The 19,152-nt window shown below is 33.2% G+C and carries 17 protein-coding genes, 2 tRNA genes and 1 other RNA gene; 4 read left to right on the forward strand and 16 right to left on the reverse strand.

The annotated features are described in order from the left end of the window. Positions 1–23: 23 nt before the first annotated feature. From cobD to JJ842_07445, 5 genes are all read right to left on the reverse strand, one after another. Positions 24–1,031, reverse strand: coding sequence for a cobalamin biosynthesis protein CobD (gene cobD, locus JJ842_07425; GenBank protein ID MBO6971741.1), 1,008 nt, complete (start codon positions 1,029–1,031; stop codon positions 24–26). After that, positions 1,019–2,008 (reverse strand): ketol-acid reductoisomerase, encoded by a 990-nt coding sequence (gene ilvC, locus JJ842_07430; protein MBO6971742.1) that lies wholly within the window; start codon positions 2,006–2,008, stop codon positions 1,019–1,021. Before ilvC ends, cobD begins: the two co-directional genes overlap by 13 nt. A 110-nt stretch (positions 2,009–2,118) precedes the next feature. Then, a complete protein-coding gene (locus JJ842_07435; GenBank protein ID MBO6971743.1) occupies positions 2,119–2,730 on the reverse strand; it encodes an ATP-dependent Clp protease proteolytic subunit in 612 nt (203 codons plus the stop codon). A 26-nt stretch (positions 2,731–2,756) separates the two neighbouring features. Continuing rightward, positions 2,757–3,419: an ATP-dependent Clp protease proteolytic subunit gene (locus JJ842_07440; GenBank protein ID MBO6971744.1), complete on the reverse strand. Its 663-nt coding sequence runs from the start codon at positions 3,417–3,419 to the stop codon at positions 2,757–2,759. A 41-nt stretch (positions 3,420–3,460) separates the two neighbouring features. After that, positions 3,461–4,570, reverse strand: coding sequence for a TRAM domain-containing protein (locus JJ842_07445; protein MBO6971745.1), 1,110 nt, complete (start codon positions 4,568–4,570; stop codon positions 3,461–3,463). A gap of 96 nt (positions 4,571–4,666) precedes the next feature. On the opposite strand from JJ842_07445, the gene hemW reads away from it, so the two are divergent. Beyond that, entirely contained in the window at positions 4,667–5,890 is a 1,224-nt protein-coding gene (gene hemW, locus JJ842_07450; GenBank protein MBO6971746.1) for a radical SAM family heme chaperone HemW, read from the forward strand. On the opposite strand, the gene panB is transcribed toward hemW, so the two are convergent. Further along, entirely contained in the window at positions 5,883–6,656 is a 774-nt protein-coding gene (gene panB, locus JJ842_07455) for a 3-methyl-2-oxobutanoate hydroxymethyltransferase (protein MBO6971747.1), read from the reverse strand. The genes hemW and panB overlap by 8 nt on opposite strands. A gap of 47 nt (positions 6,657–6,703) precedes the next feature. Here panB and ffs point away from each other — a divergent pair. Further along, positions 6,704–6,800, forward strand: an RNA gene (gene ffs, locus JJ842_07460) — signal recognition particle sRNA small type. Positions 6,801–6,812: 12 nt separating this feature from the next. Here the strand turns inward: ffs and ftsZ are convergent. The 6 genes from ftsZ to JJ842_07490 all read right to left on the reverse strand — a co-directional run bounded on the left by ftsZ (position 6,813) and on the right by JJ842_07490 (position 11,870). Then, positions 6,813–7,928 (reverse strand): cell division protein FtsZ, encoded by a 1,116-nt coding sequence (gene ftsZ / locus JJ842_07465; GenBank protein MBO6971748.1) that lies wholly within the window; start codon positions 7,926–7,928, stop codon positions 6,813–6,815. Positions 7,929–8,107: 179 nt separating this feature from the next. Continuing rightward, positions 8,108–8,833, reverse strand: a complete 726-nt coding sequence (locus JJ842_07470; GenBank protein ID MBO6971749.1) for an FtsQ-type POTRA domain-containing protein — start codon at positions 8,831–8,833, stop codon at positions 8,108–8,110. Beyond that, complete coding sequence (locus tag JJ842_07475) at positions 8,830–9,240, reverse strand: hypothetical protein (GenBank protein MBO6971750.1); 411 nt, start codon at positions 9,238–9,240, stop codon at positions 8,830–8,832. The genes JJ842_07470 and JJ842_07475 overlap by 4 nt, the downstream gene beginning before the upstream one ends. Before the next feature lie 10 nt (positions 9,241–9,250). Then, on the reverse strand, positions 9,251–10,318 hold the full coding sequence (locus JJ842_07480) for a D-alanine--D-alanine ligase (GenBank protein MBO6971751.1): 1,068 nt from the start codon (positions 10,316–10,318) through the stop codon (positions 9,251–9,253). A gap of 11 nt (positions 10,319–10,329) precedes the next feature. Then, positions 10,330–11,724, reverse strand: coding sequence for a tRNA (N6-isopentenyl adenosine(37)-C2)-methylthiotransferase MiaB (gene miaB / locus JJ842_07485; protein MBO6971752.1), 1,395 nt, complete (start codon positions 11,722–11,724; stop codon positions 10,330–10,332). 73 nt (positions 11,725–11,797) lie between these two features. Continuing rightward, a tRNA-His gene (locus JJ842_07490) sits at positions 11,798–11,870 on the reverse strand. Positions 11,871–12,000: 130 nt separating this feature from the next. Between JJ842_07490 and JJ842_07495 the strand changes: the two genes are divergently transcribed. After that, positions 12,001–13,236 carry an amidohydrolase family protein gene (locus JJ842_07495; GenBank protein MBO6971753.1) on the forward strand — a complete coding sequence of 412 codons (1,236 nt, stop codon included), beginning with the start codon at positions 12,001–12,003 and terminating at the stop codon, positions 13,234–13,236. 39 nt (positions 13,237–13,275) lie between these two features. Then, on the forward strand, positions 13,276–14,631 hold the full coding sequence (locus JJ842_07500; protein MBO6971754.1) for an FAD-binding oxidoreductase: 1,356 nt from the start codon (positions 13,276–13,278) through the stop codon (positions 14,629–14,631). Here the strand turns inward: JJ842_07500 and JJ842_07505 are convergent. From JJ842_07505 to murA, 4 genes are all read right to left on the reverse strand, one after another. Continuing rightward, positions 14,628–15,860, reverse strand: coding sequence for a bifunctional folylpolyglutamate synthase/ dihydrofolate synthase (locus JJ842_07505; protein ID MBO6971755.1), 1,233 nt, complete (start codon positions 15,858–15,860; stop codon positions 14,628–14,630). The two genes, JJ842_07500 and JJ842_07505, sit on opposite strands and share 4 nt — an antisense overlap. An 11-nt stretch (positions 15,861–15,871) precedes the next feature. Further along, complete coding sequence (locus JJ842_07510; protein ID MBO6971756.1) at positions 15,872–17,047, reverse strand: aspartate aminotransferase family protein; 1,176 nt, start codon at positions 17,045–17,047, stop codon at positions 15,872–15,874. Between the two features lie 5 nt (positions 17,048–17,052). Further along, positions 17,053–17,134 (reverse strand) — tRNA-Leu (locus tag JJ842_07515). 526 nt (positions 17,135–17,660) lie between these two features. Beyond that, a complete protein-coding gene (gene murA, locus JJ842_07520; protein MBO6971757.1) occupies positions 17,661–19,031 on the reverse strand; it encodes a UDP-N-acetylglucosamine 1-carboxyvinyltransferase in 1,371 nt (456 codons plus the stop codon). Positions 19,032–19,152 lie beyond the last annotated feature (121 nt).

Below are 19,152 nucleotides of genomic sequence, written 5' to 3' on the forward strand. Positions count from 1 at the left end.
CTAATTTATTATTAAGTGAGACTTTAGATTATAAAAAAAATTAAAACAAAAATTATTATCCACAATAATTGTAATTTCAAAATTAATTGACAAATTAATTTGATTTTCTCTTCAGTGCAATTATCTCCAGTCGCATTTATGATTGGTTTTTCAATAATTTCATTTTTATATTTACTTTTCCCTCCCAATTTGACATCTGAAATATAGGCAAATATAGCTTCTGAAATCCCAGCATTAGGCGAATCATATTTTTTTCCATCAAGATAGCTTTTTTTTATGATTGATCCATAATCATTAACTTTGGAGCTAACTAAAGGTAATGTGATTAAAACTAATCTTGAAGGGACAAAGGTAAAAATATCTTCGATTTTTGCACTGAAAAAACCCAAATATCTAAAATAATCATATTTGTAACCAATCATTGAATCTAAAGTACTTATGGCTTTATAAGAAAAACCAAGTGATAAAGGCCCTGGTAGAAAAATTGAAATCTTTATAAAAACAATTCCTATAAAAATCCAAAATAACGGTCCAAAAATTCCGTCAACAGAATTTTCGGTAAGGCTCTCGGTACTAGATCTCAAGAGATGTTTTATAGAAGATGACCTTACATCCCTACTTACTAATCTTTGTACCTTCTCATTTATTATATTTTTGGAAATATTTTCTTTGCGTTCTATTAGCTCTGCAATTTCTTTCACACTTGAAATAAGTCCCTTTGTCGCAATACAACTTGAAAGTCCAAAGAAAATTAAAAATCCACCAAAAACATGATTTCTTGATTGAACATAAGTGAGTTCTATCAATTTTCCTAGACTAAAACTTATTCCAATAGTGGAAATAGCAACGATAAAACCGCCCCAAAACAATATGTTGTTATTTTCTCCAAAATTATTTATGAGGTAATCAGATATTTTTTTTATGTAAAAGCCAATTACTTGAACAGGGTGGATTAAGAATGTTGGATCGCCGATCAATAAATCAAAACCAATTGATCCAAGAAAAATTAAAAATAAATTTATTTCAGCCAACTGAACATCGAGCGCAGACCTTTTCCTACTTTTTCAATTTCATGTTTTGAGTTCTCTTCTCTTAATTTTGTCATTAAGGGTTTGTTTTTATTACATTCTTCCACAAAATTTCTAGCAAAAGTTCCATCTTGAATATCTTTTAGAATTTTTTGCATTTCTTTCTTTGTATCATTATTGATAAGTCTTTTGCCACTGACATAATCTCCATATTCTGCAGTATTTGAAATGGAATCTCTCATTTGAGATAAGCCTCCCTTTACCATTAAATCAACGATAAGTTTTACTTCATGTAAGCATTCGAAGTAAGCAAGTTCGGGCTGATATCCAGCCTCTACAAGAGTTTCGAAGCCCGATTTAACAAGTTCTGACAAGCCACCGCATAAAACCGCTTGCTCGCCAAATAAATCAGTTTCCGTTTCTTCTTTAAAGTTTGTTTCAAGAATCCCAGCTCGCGTTCCTCCAATTCCTTTGGCGTAAGCCATCGCTAATGATCTTGCATTCCCAGAAGAATCCTGCTCAACAGCGAATAATGCAGGAACACCTTGACCGTTCTGATATTCCCAACGAACAGTGTGTCCCGGTCCTTTTGGGGCGATCATAACGACATCCACAAAACTTGGAGGTTTGATAAGCCCGAATCTAATATTAAAGCCATGAGCAAAACTTAAAATTTTTCCTTCACTTAAGTTTGGTTCTATTTCTTTAAAGTAAACATCTTTCTGAAACTCATCTGGTAGGAGAATCATAATCCAGTCTGCTTTTGCGCAGGCTTCAGAAACACTAAACACTTGTAGGCCATCACTAATAGCTTTACTTTCAGACTTACTCCCTTTATATAATCCGACGATTACGTCCATGCCGCTGTCTTTAAGATTTAGGGCATGTGCATGACCTTGTGAACCATATCCAATAATCGCTATTGTTTTATTGTTTAAAAGACTCAGATCTGCGTCGGTGTCGTAAAAGAGTTGGGTCATTAGTTGTAGCTTCTTTGCATTTAATAATTAACATTTTAGACATTAAAGGTGTAAATAAAACAAAAAATTATTAATTTAAAAATGAAAATTAAAATATTTATTTAGAAAATTCAAGACTGATTTGCTTCACTTGGATGTGTTATTACTCTATCAATCAAACCATAGTTTTTTGCCTCCTCAGCACTTAGAAAATAATCTCTATCTGTATCCTTTTCAATTTTCTCAAATGATTGACCAGTCATATCAGCCATAGACATGTTTAACATATCTTTAATTCTTAAGATTTCTTTAGCTTCTATTTCAATGTCACTAGCTTGGCGTTGAGATGTCCCTCCAAGAGGTTGATGAATCATTATCCTGCTATGTGGCAAAGCTACTCTTTTGCCTTTTGTTCCCGCGGCCAATAGAAATGCGCCCATTGAGGCTGCGAGGCCAACACATATGGTCACTACATCACTTTTTACGTATTTAATAGTATCGTATATTGCCAAGCCTGCTGTTACTGATCCGCCTGGGCTATTTATGTATAGGTAGATAGGCTTGGAATTGTCATCAGAATCAAGATAAAGCATCTGTGCAACTAGGCTATTAGCAATTCCATCATTCACTTCTTGTCCAAGAAAAAGAATTCTTTCAACACCTAGTCTTGTATATATGTCAACCCATCGTTCGTATTGACTTCCTGGAAGTCTGTAGGGCACGCTTGGAGTTCCTATTGGCATGATTTTAAAATAATTGTTGGTGAAAGTTAAATTTTATTTGGTAAATCTTTTTGACTTGTGAGTATTCTATCTATAACTCCGTAATCTAGAGCTTCTTGAGGGTTGAGATAACTCATCCTATCTGAGTCTTTAGAAAGTTCTTCGATAGTCTTTCCAGTATTCTTGGATAAAATCTTTAGCATTGATTTTTTATTTTTCAAGACTTCCTCAGCTCTTATTTGAATATCAGTTGCTTGACCTCTCGCACCACTTATAGGTTGATGTAAAACGATAGAAGCGTGCGGAAGGGCCGCTCTTTGCCCTTTTGTCCCAGAGGAAAGAATAACTGCAGCAGTTCCCATTGCTTGTCCGATGCAGATTGTATGTACTGGGGGTTTAATGTAGCTTATGGTATCGCAGATAGCAAAAGCTTCTGTTTCAAAACCAACAGCATCACCCGTGTACCAACTTGTCCCTGTTGAATTAATGTAAAAATAAATAGGTTTTTCTGGATCTTCAAACTCTAGATAAAGAAGCTGAGCAATGATTAGCTCTGTAACATCCATTCCTAGCTGTCTTTTCGCATCATCATCTGAAAATAATGGTAAGCCGAGGTAAACAATTCTCTCTTTCAGTAAAAGAGAAGGAAGATCAGGGGGAGGAGTCCTCATAACGGTGTTTTCGCCGTAATAAGGAGCAGATACAGTCATTTGTATCATAAATAATAAAGTTGATTTGATTCTAGCTAGATTTAGCCCTGTGTCGCTGGTGATTTAAAAGATTTGTTTGACTCAGGATTATTTATAAGTTTCCCAAAGACCATTCTTCCAGTAGGAGTTTGTAGTGCTCCAGTGATAATAATATCTAGTCTACTTCCAACAAAATTCTTTGCTTCATCAATAACTACCATTGTACCGTCATCTAAATATCCAATTCCTTGCATTTTTTCTTTACCCTCTCTTACGATTTTTATATTAAGTGATTCTCCTGGTTGTACTTCTGGTCTTAAAGCAATAACTAGATCACTTAAATTCATAACTTTTAATTCTTTAACTTCAGCAATCTGAGAGAGATTATAATCTGCTGTAATTAACGTTCCTGTCATATCCTCAGTAATTTTCAGGAGTTTTTCGTCTACTCCATTACCTTCATACTTTGTTGGGTTTATTACCAGCCTTCTTCCGTAAAGATCTCTTAATTCTTTCAATAATTTTAAACCTCTTCTGCCCTTAGACCTTTTTTCATTACTGCTAGAGTCAGCTAAAGTTTGTAGTTCATCAATAACACTTTGAGCAACAATTAATTGCCCTTCCAACAATCCACAATTTAATAGCCCATTAATTCTGCCATCAATAATTACACTTGTATCTAGAATTTTTGGACTTGCAGCAGGTAGTATGCCTTCGTTAACTAGGTATGCATCAGTATTGTTCGGATTAAATAATCTCAATAATGTTCTTCCATGTGTGTCCGCTAACTTGTAACCGAGTGCACCAAAGAAGATGTTACTTAAAATAGCCGCTAATGGTTTTGCAAAAAAGACTTCTCTAGGAAAGGGAATTAGTAGAATTGGGGCAAGAAGGAGATTCGCGACTAATAATCCTAAAATTAAGCCAACTGACCTACTTAATAGTAAATCTGTAGGCATTGTCCTTATTTGATCAAGAAATGTCTTTCTAAGTTGAAGGAATACGAAACCGGCAGCTAACCCTATAAATAAACCTATTATCGCTAAAACAATTCTAAAACCCTCTACATTAGAAACCTCTTTTAGAATATCTACTGGCAATAAATCAACCCCAAGCCATCCCGAAGCGGCCCCTGACAATACAAATAAAATTAATACTAAGATATCGGTCATACCTATAATCTACTAGGATTTATTAATTGAGTAAATAAGGATTTTATTTTTTTGATCCTTAATACTTATTTGGAGCTTAAAAAATGTATTTAGATTATGAATAAGTTTCCAAGAAGTGCTTATGTCCATATCCCTTTTTGTCACAGAAGGTGTTTTTATTGTGATTTTGCTGTTGTACCAATGGGAGACAACGTAGAAACTTTACATGGTTACGGAAGTAAAACTATTAATGAATATTTGCAATTTCTATACAAAGAAATATTGTCAATTGATCATAAATCACCTCTTTCAACAATTTATATTGGTGGAGGTACACCATCGATTTTGGATCCCAAACAAATCAGAGAGATAATTGATCATTTTAAGGAAAATTACGGAGTTGACAATGGTGCAGAAATCACAATGGAAGTGGACCCAGCAAGTTTTAATCTAGATGATCTTCATGGATTCATAAATGCTGGGATAAATAGATTTAGTCTTGGAGTGCAAAGTTTTAATGATCAGATACTTCAAAAGTCTGGAAGAAGACATTCGAGACTTGATGCTGAAAATTCATGTTCATGGTTGAAGAAGGTATATAATTCTGGATTGATACACAGTTGGAGCTTAGATTTAATTCAAAACTTGCCACTTAGTGGATTTAAAGAATGGCAAGAGGATTTAAAAAAAACAATTACTTTTTCTCCACCGCATATATCTATTTACGATTTAAATATTGAAAATGGGACTGTTTTTAAAAGATTAGTTAATTTGGGGAAATTACAACTTCCAAGTGATGAAGAGGCCTTTAAAAATAGTGAATTAACTCACTCAATTTTAAAGAGCTCAGGATACTCAAGATATGAAATTTCTAACTATTGTCTTCCCAGGCATCAATCGAGACATAATAGAGTTTATTGGACCGGTTCAGGCTGGTGGAGTTTTGGTCAAGGTTCTACCAGTTCACCATGGGGAGAAAAGCTAACTAGACCAAGAATTAGCAAAGAATACAAGGACTGGGTAATTAAGCAATACGACTTAAATCTGGATTCATCTCTCATTAACAAAAATTTTGTCTATCAAGAATTGGATGAGAAAATAATGTTGGGATTGAGACTTAAAGAGGGCATAGATATTTATAAAGTTTTTAGAGGACAAAACTGGGAAAATAAAAAATTTAAAAGTAATTTGAGAAAATTGCTAAATAAGTGGGAAATATTTCTTGAAAGCGGTTTATTAGTGAGGAAAGGGAATAGATTCTTCTTAAGTGATCCAAAAGGTATGGAGCTAAGCAATCAAATTCTTATTTCCATGTTTAAGTGGTGGGATGAAATTAATTAAGTCTTTGAGAAGTTACCCATTCTTTTAGCTTATCCTTAAATATTTTTTTCCCTTGAATAATCGGTTGGCAAAATGGTGGTTGATCATCGTTAAGACCTAATAAATCTGCAGTAACTCTTACTTGCCCATCGCAATAATTACCTGCACCAATACCTATTGTTGGAATAGTTAAGTTGTTTTGTATTTCTTTAGCAAGCAACTCAGGGATATGTTCAAGAACTATTGAAAAACATCCCAATTCTTCGAGGATAGATGCTTCTCTTTTGATTTTTTCTCGGCTGTGCATGCTTTCTCCTTGTTTTTTTAATCCAAGATTCAAATAGCTTTGTGGTGTAAGCCCTATATGACCCATCACAGGGATTCCCATTCTTATTAATCTAGAAATCACTTTTTGAATTTCTGGTTCAGCTCCCTCGATCTTTACGGCTTTTGCATAAGTGGTTTGAATAATTTTTCCTGCATACTCCACTGCTTTATCCTCTCCGCATTGATAAGTCAGAAAAGGCATGTCAGCAACTAACAAAGGTTGTTCTTCGATTTTCTTTTTGAACCCTCTGGAAACAGCATTAGTATGATAAATAATGTTTTCTAAAGTTAACGGTAAAGTGGATTTGTATCCCAAACATACCATTGCTAAAGAATCTCCTACCAAGACGAGATCAACATCAGCCTGTTCTGCTATTGAACCGGATATGGAGTCCCATGCAGTTAATGCAATGATTTGCTGAGAATTTTCTTTATGTTTAATGAGTTCTGAAGGTAACATAAGAGATTTATGTATCTTTTTTAATCAAGAATTGCTATTATATTTCTGACTCGGCCTTTCGCGGTTTTAACGCCTAAACCTGGTCAGGACCGGAAGGTAGCAGCCACAAGGGATGCTTGAGGCAGGCGAGATAACCGAGTCACTCTATTTTACCTATTAATTTATATCTTTTTTATTTTGTCTCAATCTTAGGAATTCAGGGATATTTGCTCCTGGTTCTTTATTATCAGAAAGGTTATAAAGAGGTTGATTTGACAATCTATTTTTTATTCTTTGTTGGTTTAATGGTTGATTCGTTTCAAATCCGGTGGCAATTACAGTGACTTGTATTTCACCTTCCATTGCTTCATCAACAACTGCACCAACAATAATATTAGCTTCTTGATCAACAACATCATATATAATTTCGGATGCGGAGGTCATGTCTTCTAAAGTCATATCTTTGCCGCCAGTTATATTTATAACGCATCCTTTAGCTCCATCAATTCTAGCTGCCTCTAGCAGAGGACTAGCCATAGCTGCCTGTGCTGCCTCTAAAGCTCTCGATCTTCCTGAACCTATACCTATTCCAAGAAGAGCAGTACCTGCCTCTGTCATAACTGATCTAACATCAGCGAAATCAACATTAACTAAACCTGGACAAGTAATTATGTCGCTTATCCCTTTGACGCCCATTCTTAAAACATCATCAGCGTTCCTAAATGCTTCCTGAAGAGGAGCGCCTGCGATAACGTCTTTTAATCTGTCATTTGGAATAACAATAAGAGTGTCTACATTTTCAGCAAGTCTTGCGATACCTTCTTCTGCTTGACGCATTCTTCGCTTCCCTTCAAAGGAGAATGGTTTAGTGACTATACCGACTGTTAAAGCACCACTTTGTTTAGCAACTTCTGCGACTACTGGAGCTGCGCCAGTTCCTGTTCCACCACCCATTCCAGCGGCTATGAAAACCAAATCAGATCCCTCTAAAGCCTGTTGAAGTTCTTCTCTAGATTCTTCTGCCGCTTTTTGACCAATACTTGGATTCCCTCCTGCACCTAAACCTCGGGTAAGGTTTTGTCCAAGTTGAACTCTGCTCTCCGCAGATGACTGTAATAGCGCTTGTGCATCAGTATTGAGGACTCGAAATGAAACTCCCTCTAAATCACTATTTATCATTCTATTTACTGCGTTACTTCCACCACCTCCAACGCCAATAACTTCTATTTTGGCGTTTTGACTTGGGAGGATTTCTCCCGATTGATCAAAGTTTGGATTGTTACCGTAGCTCATCTCTAAATAGGAATCTAATACTAGTATTGGGTGCATTATGAACTTACTAAGCTCATATGTAGGAATTTGTTGAGGAAAATCCTAAAAATATTTATTTAATAAATATTTTGAATTTAATAAAAAACCCTCATCAACACTACATTAATTAAAAAATAATTTTTAAAATCTTTTCCGAAATATTAGGGTTTGAACACTTTTATTTTTGGTTTTTTTGGATCTGTAAGATCAATATTATCTATTTTTTGAAAAAAGTTTTTTTCCTTAAATTCAATTTTTAGGTTATTGATTATTTTCAATTGAGAGTTTATTAAATTTGGATTAAATCCAAGTAATATTTTTTTTAAATCTTTTTCTTCAACAGTTAAAAATCCATTTGGTGAAAAAGTTATTTTAACTATCTCAAATTCATAATTATCGTGGGCTATTAAAATTTCAGAGATTATTTTTTTAAATTTTTCTTTCCATCCAAAAACCTTTATTTTAATTTTGGTGAAATTTTTTAAGTCTGCATATGGTTTATTGATAAAAATTCCATCTTTATCAATAAAACCTAATATTTTTTTGTTATCTAATATTCTCTCACCGTAAGCTAAAGGAGTTCTTGTATGAATAAAAACTTTCAAACCAAAAGGGGATAATTGTCTATTAACAGAAATATTCTTTAGAGATAAATTTTTTTTTAACTCTTTTTCTAAAAAATAAGTATTAATAAAAATTAATCGAATTGGTAATATTAACGATGAATTATTTAGCAAATCATTCTTCGAAAAAAATGTACTTCCAGAAATTCTAATATCTTCAATATTGACTTTTTTTAGAGTTTTAAGGCTTATTAAGCTTGTTGACAATAAAAATAAAATTAGAAAAAAGAATCTTAAGTGATAAATTTTTTTTTGGTTTTTCACAAATCACATCGAGCTCTTTCCATCAGTTGGTCCATCCATTCTCTCGCTTTCTCTGCATCTGAAAAGGGCACATCCATCTCTTTCCCATCTCCTACAAGTCTAAGTCTACACTTTCCTTGTGATTCATTTGTTAAAGGAGCCTCTCCTGAAGTTAGAGCCATTAATTCAACTAACTCTAGTTTCTTGATTGTGAAACTATCTTTATCTTCAAATGTTCCAGCTTCAAATGCACTCCATCTTAATTCCCCATCTTTCAAGGATGCAGCACCTGAACTATCTAACTTACAAAGTTCAGAACCATTTGCCCAACTCCTAAAAAGATTTTGCCTCCTTCTTTCTAACCATCCTAATGCAGTTAGCAGAACGAAGATTAATAGTAATGGTAACCAAAGAAGTCCATGCAACATTTGATTTGAATTATAAATCTATAGAGATATCTACTAGTTTAGCCACAAGTTGTTCAATATTTAAACCTGATTCTTTCCATAGCATTGGAAACATACTGTTTTTTGTGAAACCAGGTATTGTATTTATTTCATTTAACAAAATTTGATTTGAAGATCTTTCTAAAAAGAAATCTACTCTTGCAAAACCAAAAATATTTAGTGCTCTACAACTTTCAATGGCAATTTCTTTAATTTCTTTGGTGATTTTTGAATCTAGTTCCGCGGGGATAGTTAACTCATTATTTAAGTGATATTTCGAATCGTAATCATACCAATCACTTTTGTACTTAACTTCTCCTAGCTCAGAGGTCAAGAGTTTTGAATTTCCAATTATTCCGCATTCAATCTCTCTTACCTCTAAACCTTCCTCTATTAAAATCCTTGGATCTATTTCCCAAGCTTTTTCAAGTGCTTGAAAAATTTCTGATTCATTTTTGACTTTTGAGATCCCAATAGATGATCCTGAGTTTGAAGGTTTTACAAAAATTGGAAAATTTAATTTTTTTAAAATCTTATTAATTAATCTATTTTTTACTTCCACATCATTGAGATCTTCATTTTGAAAAACTAGATAATTAACTTGTGGAAGTTGAAAATGTGAAAAAATTGTTTTCATCATTATTTTATCCATTCCTAAAGCAGAGCCTACAATTCCACAGCCAACCAAGGGTTTTTTAGTAAATTTCAATAAGCCATGAATTGATCCGTCTTCACCATTTAATCCATGCAGGAGAGGAAACCAGACATCAATATTTTGAAAGTTAATTCCGTCTAGGAAGTTAATTTTTTTTTGATTAAAGATTTCTTCTTTTTTTGTGGTGATGTTTTTAATTTCGCCATTTAGGATTTCTTCTGAAAGATCACTATCAAGCCAATCTCCATATTTGTTTATGTAAAAGGCTTTTACTGTGAAGCTTTCTTGATTTATTTCTGAATTAAATGCTTGATAGACTGTTTTCGCAGAGTATATCGATACTTCATGTTCATTGGAATTTCCGCCAAATATTAACCCAATACATTTTCTTTTACCCCCAATCATTTAGAAAAAAATCATAAATAAAGTTTTCCTGTTAAAGAAAAAGGTCTTGCTTCATTTATTCTCACATCTATCTCATCTCCTAATGAAAAATTAAAGTTAATGTTTTTGGGAATCTCTACGAAGGTTAATCTATTTGTTCTTGTTCTACCCATAATTTGCGAGGAATTTTTTGGATTTAAACCCTCAATTAAAACGCTTTCGATATTATTGATATATCTTTGGTTTCTAATCCTTGCAGTTTTTTCGACCAAATCATTGATTTCCTGCAATCTGGCTTTTTTCACCTCTTCCGAAAGCTGATTCGACCAAACTGCTGCAGGCGTGTTTGGTCTTGGAGAGTACGCTGCTGTATTCACTTGATCAAAGCCAATATCTGATATTAGTCTCAATGTATCTTGAAATTGTTGTTCGGTTTCTCCTGGAAAAGCAACTATAGCGTCAGCTGTGATTGAGGCATCTGGCATTAATAATCTTATATTCTCGATAATATTTTTATATTTTTTGATAGTGTATCCTCTGGACATTTGCTTTAAAATTTCATCATTTCCACTTTGGAAGGGAATATGGAAATGTTCACATACTTTATTAAGTTCATAACAAGCTTGAATCAACCTTTTTGAAAAATATCTTGGATGACTAGTAGCAAATCTTATTCTGCGAATTCCTTTAACATCATGAATATAATATAAAAGATCAGTAAGAGTATTCTCTTTTCTACCCTCTTTTGTAGTTCCTGGAAGGTCTCTACCATAAGCATCAATGTTCTGACCCAAAAGAGTAATTTCTTTAAAATTATCATCAGCTAATTTTTGGATTTCACTTTTTATCGCATTTGGATATCTTGATTGCTCTTTCCCTCTGACAGAAGGAACTACGCAATATGAACATTTTTCATTACATCCATAAATGATATTAACCCAGCCACAAATAGAGCTTTCTCTTCTGGCACTAGTTATGTCTTCAGATATGTAGGTTTCTTCTGTGGCAGCAACTTGATTTCCTAAATCAACTTTCCCCAGAAGATTCTCAAGATTATTTACGTGTTGAGGCCCCATAACTAGATCAAGTTCTGGGACTCTTCTTAATAAGGACTCTCCCTCTTGCTGAGCAAGGCAACCTGCTACAACAAGTTTTAAGCTGGGTGTTTTGTGCTTTCTTTTTGCTTGTCTTCCTAGAAAGCTATAAACTTTTTGCTCCGCATTATCTCTGATAGTACATGTATTATACAAGACCAAATCAGCATTTAATTCATTATCTGCTTTGGAATAACCCATTTTCTCTAATGTCCCAGCCATTCTCTCAGAATCAGCTTTGTTCATTTGGCATCCAAATGTGGTTATCCAATAACTGCCAGTAGTTGAATTCTTTTGAAAAATTTTTTCGTCTGGTTTTGTTTTTGTTAGCACTTTGCTAGGAATTTTCTATGATTCTTTAATTCAAAATTACAAGTTAAATAATTTTGCTGCAATTTTTTTGAGGGGCGAGCGAGGGGATTCGAACCCCCGAATAGCGGCGCCACAAGCCGCTGCCTTAACCACTTGGCGACGCCCGCCGCACATTTATAAATTTAACAACTCATGGGTAATTTTTCATAGTTAATTTTATCTTTTAGCGAAATTTGAATTATTTTCTAATTCAGTAAAATTTTTCTTATGGTTTAAAATAAAAGAAAATTTAAAAATTTGAATAATTCTGGCACGGCTGAGGTTCTTATTCCTAGAAGCCTTTGTTTAATAGAAGATATTGATAACCTCATTATAGATGTAGAGGATTTATGTTCAGTTTCCATTAGTTGGGAGGATGGATTTGTTTCTGAGTTAAAACCTTCAGAAAATAAAGTTACAAAACCAAAAAATATTTTATTCCCAAGATTTGTTGAGACGCATTCGCATTTTGATAAATCATTTACATGGGCAGACTTTCCTAATCTGGACTCAAACTATAGAGGGGCATTATCAGTAAATCTTGAAGAACATAAAACTAGAACTACAGATAAGGTTCTTGAAAGAGTTGAAAAATCATTAAAACTTGCCATACAAAATGGATACCGAGCTATTAGAAGTCATATAGATACATACAAAAGTCAATCGATTGATATTTGGATTGATCTTTTTAAATTACAAAAAAAATTTGCATCTGAGTTGACTTTACAATTCGTTGCTCTAGCTCCATTGGAATTTTGGGATACTTCTAATGGAGAAGAATTGGCAAAAGTATTTTCCTCTAAGGGAGGCATTTTAGGAGGTGTTATTGTACCCCCTTTCAACAAAAAAAATACAAGCAAATTTCTCGCAAAGATGCTTCTTCTTGCGAGTAAATACAAATTAGAAATTGATCTGCATATAGACGAGTCAATTATTGAGCCTGGAGCAGGAATAAAGGTCTTATTAGAAACAATCGAAAATTTAAAAATTAATAGTATTCCAATCACTTGCAGTCATTTGAGTAGTCTTATTTTTTTAAGTCATAGAGAGATTTTAAATTTAGGAGAAAAAATGGCTGAGAAAAATATTAAGGTTATTGCTTTACCACTAACAAATTTTTGGCTGCTCAATCGAAGTAATAAAATTACATCATTAAAAAGACCAGTTGCGCCATTAAAGCAATTACAAAAATCACATGTGGATGTATCTCTGGGTAGTGATAATGTTCAAGACCCTTGGTACCCATTTGGTAATTTTGACCCTTTTTATATGTTGTCTTGCGCGATACCTATGCTTCAACTAAATCCCTGGGAGAGAATGACTCTATCTTCTATTTTTTTAGCTCCAAGCAGATTATTAAATTTAAAATGGGATGGTTTAATTAAAAAGGGTTGCCCTGCTGACTTTGTAATTTTAGATGCACAAAGATGGGCAGATGTTTTTTCGACAACTTTAAAGAGAAAAGTATATATAAAAGGCGATTTATATTGCTAATGGATTAATTTATATATAAAACACAAGAAATTTTTATTAATGACATCAAAAAGTCTTAAATTTTTAGACAAATTTAGGGAAGTCAAAAACTTAGATATTATTGAAAGCCAATCCGACTTAAAAAGACTTTCAAAAGATTTTTATAACTATTCTCCAATCCTTACTGAAAAATTAGACGAATGTATCGCTGATTTGGTGGTAAGACCTAGAGATCTTAACGCAGTGAAGAAAGTAGCAAAAATTTGTTGGGAATTTTCTATCCCTCTTACTTTACGGGGTTCAGGAACAGGCAATTATGGACAAGCTGTTCCATTGTTTAAAGGAGTTGTAATGCAGATGAGCCACTTTAATAAGTTAGAAGAATTTGATCCAGATACAGGTTTTGTGAAAGCACAGTCTGGATGTGTCATGGGAGATTTGAATAAACAATTAGAAAAATATGGAAGGGAATTAAGGTTGATTCCTAGTACTTGGAAAACTGCTACGATTGGAGGCTTTATTGCAGGCGGGTCAGGAGGTATTGGGTCCATTAGGTGGGGATTTTTAAGAGATCCAGGCAATCTTATTGGTTTAGAGGCAGTGACTATGAATGAAAAACCTGATTTATTAAAATTTGATGCTGAAGAATCCGAACCTCTTAATCATGCTTATGGGACTAATGGAATAATTACTTCTTTATTACTTGCTACAGATATCAAACGCAAGTGGTATTCAATAGTTATCGACTGTATTCAATTTGAAAAAACAATAGAAATATTAAAAACTCTTACAAGCGCCGCAATTGATCTGAAACTAGGAACAATCCTTGAAGATGAAATTGTGGATCAAATGCCAACATGGTTTAAAAGTAAATCTAGAAGTCACAAGATATTAATTCAATCTACTCTTGGGGGAACAAAAACGATCGAGTTGATTTGTAAAAAATTCAAAGTTGAATTTACCCTCCTTGGGGAAGAAGAAAAACTCGTTAATGGAATTTCTGAAGTCGTATGGAATCATACAACTCTACATATGAGGTCTAGGGATAAAAATTGGACTTATTTACAGATGCTTTTGCCACTTAACAATGAATTAGGATTGATTAATTTTTTGAGAAAAAAATGGGGTAGAAAAGTTCTTTGGCATTTAGAGGCAGTTTCTCAACAAGGATCACCGCGATTAGCGGCATTGCCTGTATTAAGATGGAATGGGATAGATGAATTAAATGAAATAATGGAAGATTGTAAGAAACTAGGGGCGTTTATTTTTAATCCCCATGTTTTAACAGTTGAAGGCGGAGGTCTTGGAGTTGTGGATGCAGATCAAGTGAAAGCGAAATTAAAATTTGATCCTAAAGGGCTATTAAATCCAGGAAAGTTGGAAGGTTGGGAAGTAAAAGAACAATTCAAAATTTAACATTTTTCTTTATTCGCAAATTTAATAAATTCAGCAACTAAAAAAATAGAACCTGTTAGAACAGGATGATTAGGTGGCCATTGTTCTAGGGAAAATAAATACTCAATGGCAAGTTCAAATGTTTTAAATTCAATTGTTTTTTGAAAGTCAATTTCTTTAATCTGAGAGAGATCATTTAATTGCCAACTAGGTTGGTTTGGGACAGGCACAAGTAATAAGCGATCATTTTTCTTTATAAGTGTTTTTAATATTGCGTAAATATCTTTTTGTCTTTGGACACCTAAAATCCAATAAATTCCTTTATCTTCATTTTCCCATCTGCTTCGCTCATTAGAGAGTGCCTTTGCAGCAGGATAATTATGCGCACAATCTACAAGAATTTCTTTATTGAAATAATTTATTATTTCAAGCCTTCCGTTCCAAGTTGTCTTTTTAAGACCTTCAGATATGTGTTTTTCTTTTATATTAAATCCTAAATAATTAAGCGCTTCAATTGCTCCAACTGCTACCGAAGCATTTTGCTTTTGAAAAATTCCTTTTAATCCAAGCTCATAGCTGTTTGAAATTGAATCTTTCCAAATAATTTTTGCTCCAACCTCTTTAACTTTTTTGGTTATTAAATTTTCAACTTGACTATTTTGATTGCATGAAATGACAATTGAGTTTTTTTCAATAACTGCTAATTTTTCTTCGGCAATTTTTTCAATCGTATCTCCAAGAAATTCTTTATGGTCTAAGCCAATATTCCCAATAGCAATGATTGGTCTACATTTATGGGCTGTTGTCGCGTCTAATCGTCCCCCTAAGCCAGCTTCAAGAATGAGTAATTCAACTTTTTTATAGTCAAAAAAATTTAGTGCGCAGCAAATGATTTTTTCAAAAGGAGTTAATTCAAATGTTGAAAAATTTTTTTCTATTAATCTATAGATTTTTTCAAAATCAGTTTCATTAATATTTTTTTTATTAACTCTAATCCTCTCGCATACATCAAAAAGATGAGGAGATGTTGTTACACCGAAATTCCTTTTAGCTTCAAAAAGTATACTTTCTAAATATGCTGCGATTGATCCTTTTCCATTTGTTCCAATAATCTGTATCGCAGGGATATTCTTGCAAGGATTACCAAGTTCTTGAAGTGCTTTTTTAATACGTGATAAACCTAAATTGATATTATCCCTTTCATATTTAGGAGATAATAATTCAAAAATTTTTAAATTTGCATTTTTCAAAATGTTAATTGCTATAACTCTTCAAAAATTGAATTTAGCTTATCCAAAAGAATATTAATTTCTCTTCGAGATATAACTAATGGTGGGACAATCCTTACAACATTTCCTCCTGCAGGAACTACAAGTAATCCTTTATCAAAAGCTTTTAATGTAATTTTTTTTGCATCAGCATAATCATCATTGATCACAAGACCTTGTATTAAACCTAAACCTCTTTTCCCGCTAATAATATTTGGAAATTTTTTTGACAATTTTTCAAACCCAGCACTTAATTGTTCCCCTCTTAAATAAACATTATTGATAATATTTCTTCTATTTACCTCTTCTAATACTGTTAGGGCAGCTTTACAGGCGAATGGGTTACCTCCAAAAGTGCTTGCATGATCTCCTGGAGAAAAAATGTTGGCTTTTTCTTTTACCAATAATGCTCCAATTGCATGACCTCCCCCTAAACCTTTAGCAACGGTGAATCCATCAGGTTCAATTCCTAAATTCTCATAACCCCACATTTTCCCAGTTCGACCTACTCCACTTTGAACCTCATCTAAAATGAGAAGAGAATTATATTTATCACATATTTCTCGCAGGCTTTTAAAAAATATTTTACTTCCAGGAATTACGCCGCCTTCTCCTTGTATTGGTTCAACTAAAACGCCGGAAATTTTTTGATCATTATTTTCACACTCTTCAAATAATTTTTTTACCGAATCAAAATTGTTAAATTTAAAAAATTTGAACCCTTGAATCATTGGTTCGAAACCTTTTTGATATTTGGGCTGTCCAGTGGCACTCAAGGCTGCAAGGGTCCTTCCATGAAAGCTGGATTCTGCTGCGAGAATAATTGATTCTTTACCTTTATCTGTTGTATTACCATATTTTTTAATTAATTTAATTGCTGATTCATTTGCTTCCGCACCACTATTGCAGAAGAAGACGCTTTCAGCACAACTCATATTCGTTAAAGTTCTGCTTAATTGTTCTTGTTCTTCAATGTTGTAGAGATTTGAAATGTGCTGAATCTTTTTTAGTTGAGTTGATAATCTTCTTCTTAAAACTCTGTCGCTATGTCCGAGACTACAAGTTGCTATGCCAGCTACTGCATCAAGATACTTTTTACCTGCTTTGTCCCATAGCCAACAACCTTTTCCTTTTTTGAAAGATATATCGAATCGACTATAGGTATTCATCAAAGTGGGAGCGGTCGGACTTGAACCGACATACCCGAAGGTGCCGCATTTTGAGTGCGGTGCGTCTACCAATTCCACCACGCTCCCAAGGCTTTTGAAAAAATGAACTTTTTTATTATAACAAAAATCAACTTGTTGACTATTGTTTTGTTCAATGAACAGTGATCGAGATAATGTTTGTTAATACTTAATCTTTTCTATAAAAACATAGAATTATTTATTGCATTTGCTGACAAGAAATAAGGAAAAAAAGAATATTTAAGCATTTATGATACATTTTTGTGATAAAAAAAGCTTAATTGTCCTTTTTAAAAGGAAATAGCTTCATGATTAGTAATATTGTGTTATATTTAAAGAAAAATCAAATGTCTAAAACTCAAGCAAAAAAATTATCCTTTAAATTTGTTCCTTATCTCTTTATTGCAGTGACGATTCTGACAACATTCGGATCTCATAGCGGAATTTGGGCATGAACGAATTCGAATTCAATGGTTTAAATAAAATTTGGTCGAATCGCTTTTTAGTTTTATTTTTATTATTTTTGGGTTGTATTTCTTTAATCAATATTGCTTACGTTTGAAACAACTCTCTTTAAAAATATTTTTGTAACATACTAAGCTACTTCGAGCTTTGAGAAATTCTTAGATTTAGACTTGATTTTATATCCATTTTCATCAAAAGTTTTTTTACTGTTCTCTCTAATTATTTTTACACCTAAATTTTTTAGTTTTAATTCAAAATTTTCATAACCTCTATCTAAATGTTCTAATCCATAGATCTTACTACTACCTTTTGCGATGATTCCTGCAATTATTAATGCAGCTGATGACCTTAAATCTGAGCCAACTAGATTCATCCCATTAATTGTTTTAACCCCTTTGATGTGAGCTATATTTTTGTTGAGTTTTATACGGGCGCCCATTTCATTAAGTAAATAAACATGATTCATTCTGTTTTCGAAAATTGTTTCAGTTATTTTTGATTCACCGTTTGCGATGGTCATTAGAGCTGTAAATGGTGCCTGCAAATCAGTAGGAAAGCCTGGGAAAGGAGCTGTTTCAACATCTACTCCTTTAATCTCTTTACTCTTGATAGAAATCGAATTACCTTTAATCGTAATTTTACTCCCACTCTCTTGAAGCTTGTTAGTAACAGCTTCAAGATGATGAGGGATTACTGGAGAAATTGTTATTGAAGAGGAAGTTGCAGCAGCAGCTATTAGAAAAGTTCCAGCTTCTATTCGGTCTGGAATTACTTTATGGGTACATCCGCCAAGCTTATTAACACCATCAATAATAATTGTTTCTTTACCTGAGTCATAAATTTTTGCCCCCATTTTATTAAGCATTTGGCATAAATCTTGAACCTCAGGCTCTCTAGCAGCATTTTCAATAGTAGTTCTTCCTTTGGCTAAAGATGCTGCCATTATTAAAGTTTCAGTCGCACCTACACTTGGACAATTTAATTTAATATGAGTGCCATGAAGTCTATTTTTGTTCCCCCTTGTTTTTGCCTTGACAATTCCTTCTTCAATAATAATGTCTGCACCTAATGCGATTAGTCCATTAATGTGCTCGTCTATTGGCCTTGAACCAATATTGCATCCACCTGGTAAGGGTACTTGAGCTTCTCCAAATTTAGTTAATAGTGCACCTATACAAAAGAAACTAGCTCTTAATCCTTTAACAAGTTCATATGGAAGTTCTTTAATCGAAATATTTGTTGGATCTATTTCTAGTTGGTTGTTTTTACGAACTAAATTCACTCCTAAATTCTTTAAGATATTCCCCATCTTTTCAATATCAGTTAGAAAAGGTACATTTTCAAGAAATATTTTTTCATTAGTTAGCAATGATGAGGCTAATAAAACTAAGGCGGAATTCTTCGCACCACTTATTTCAACTATTCCATTTAACTTGCCTTGGCCAAGAATCTTTAAATTTTGCGATTTAAGATATGACTTCGTTTTGCTTCCGCAAATCATTAAGACTTAATTTATTAGATTCATCATGACAAACTAATAATATTAAGTCCACCCTATGTAACGTCATGAATATTAATAAAAAGTGAAAATATATTTTTTGATTTCTTGGGAAATAAAAATT

Source organism: Prochlorococcus marinus CUG1433 (assembly GCA_017644425.1).
In the GTDB taxonomy this organism is placed as follows: domain Bacteria; phylum Cyanobacteriota; class Cyanobacteriia; order PCC-6307; family Cyanobiaceae; genus Prochlorococcus_A; species Prochlorococcus_A marinus_U.

What these genes read in the sequence shown, in the direction of transcription:
- ilvC (MBO6971742.1), bottom strand. Translation starts at nt 2,008, where the DNA reads ATGACCCAACTCTTTTACGACACCGACGCAGATCTGAGTCTTTTAAAC.
- JJ842_07435 (MBO6971743.1), bottom strand. Translation starts at nt 2,730, where the DNA reads ATGCCAATAGGAACTCCAAGCGTGCCCTACAGACTTCCAGGAAGTCAA.
- JJ842_07440 (MBO6971744.1), bottom strand. Translation starts at nt 3,419, where the DNA reads ATGACTGTATCTGCTCCTTATTACGGCGAAAACACCGTTATGAGGACT.
- JJ842_07445 (MBO6971745.1), bottom strand. Translation starts at nt 4,570, where the DNA reads ATGACCGATATCTTAGTATTAATTTTATTTGTATTGTCAGGGGCCGCT.
- hemW (MBO6971746.1), top strand. Translation starts at nt 4,667, where the DNA reads ATGAATAAGTTTCCAAGAAGTGCTTATGTCCATATCCCTTTTTGTCAC.
- panB (MBO6971747.1), bottom strand. Translation starts at nt 6,656, where the DNA reads ATGTTACCTTCAGAACTCATTAAACATAAAGAAAATTCTCAGCAAATC.
- ftsZ (MBO6971748.1), bottom strand. Translation starts at nt 7,928, where the DNA reads ATGAGCTACGGTAACAATCCAAACTTTGATCAATCGGGAGAAATCCTC.
- JJ842_07475 (MBO6971750.1), bottom strand. Translation starts at nt 9,240, where the DNA reads ATGTTGCATGGACTTCTTTGGTTACCATTACTATTAATCTTCGTTCTG.
- JJ842_07480 (MBO6971751.1), bottom strand. Translation starts at nt 10,318, where the DNA reads ATGATTGGGGGTAAAAGAAAATGTATTGGGTTAATATTTGGCGGAAAT.
- JJ842_07500 (MBO6971754.1), top strand. Translation starts at nt 13,276, where the DNA reads ATGACATCAAAAAGTCTTAAATTTTTAGACAAATTTAGGGAAGTCAAA.
- JJ842_07510 (MBO6971756.1), bottom strand. Translation starts at nt 17,047, where the DNA reads ATGAATACCTATAGTCGATTCGATATATCTTTCAAAAAAGGAAAAGGT.
- murA (MBO6971757.1), bottom strand. Translation starts at nt 19,031, where the DNA reads ATGATTTGCGGAAGCAAAACGAAGTCATATCTTAAATCGCAAAATTTA.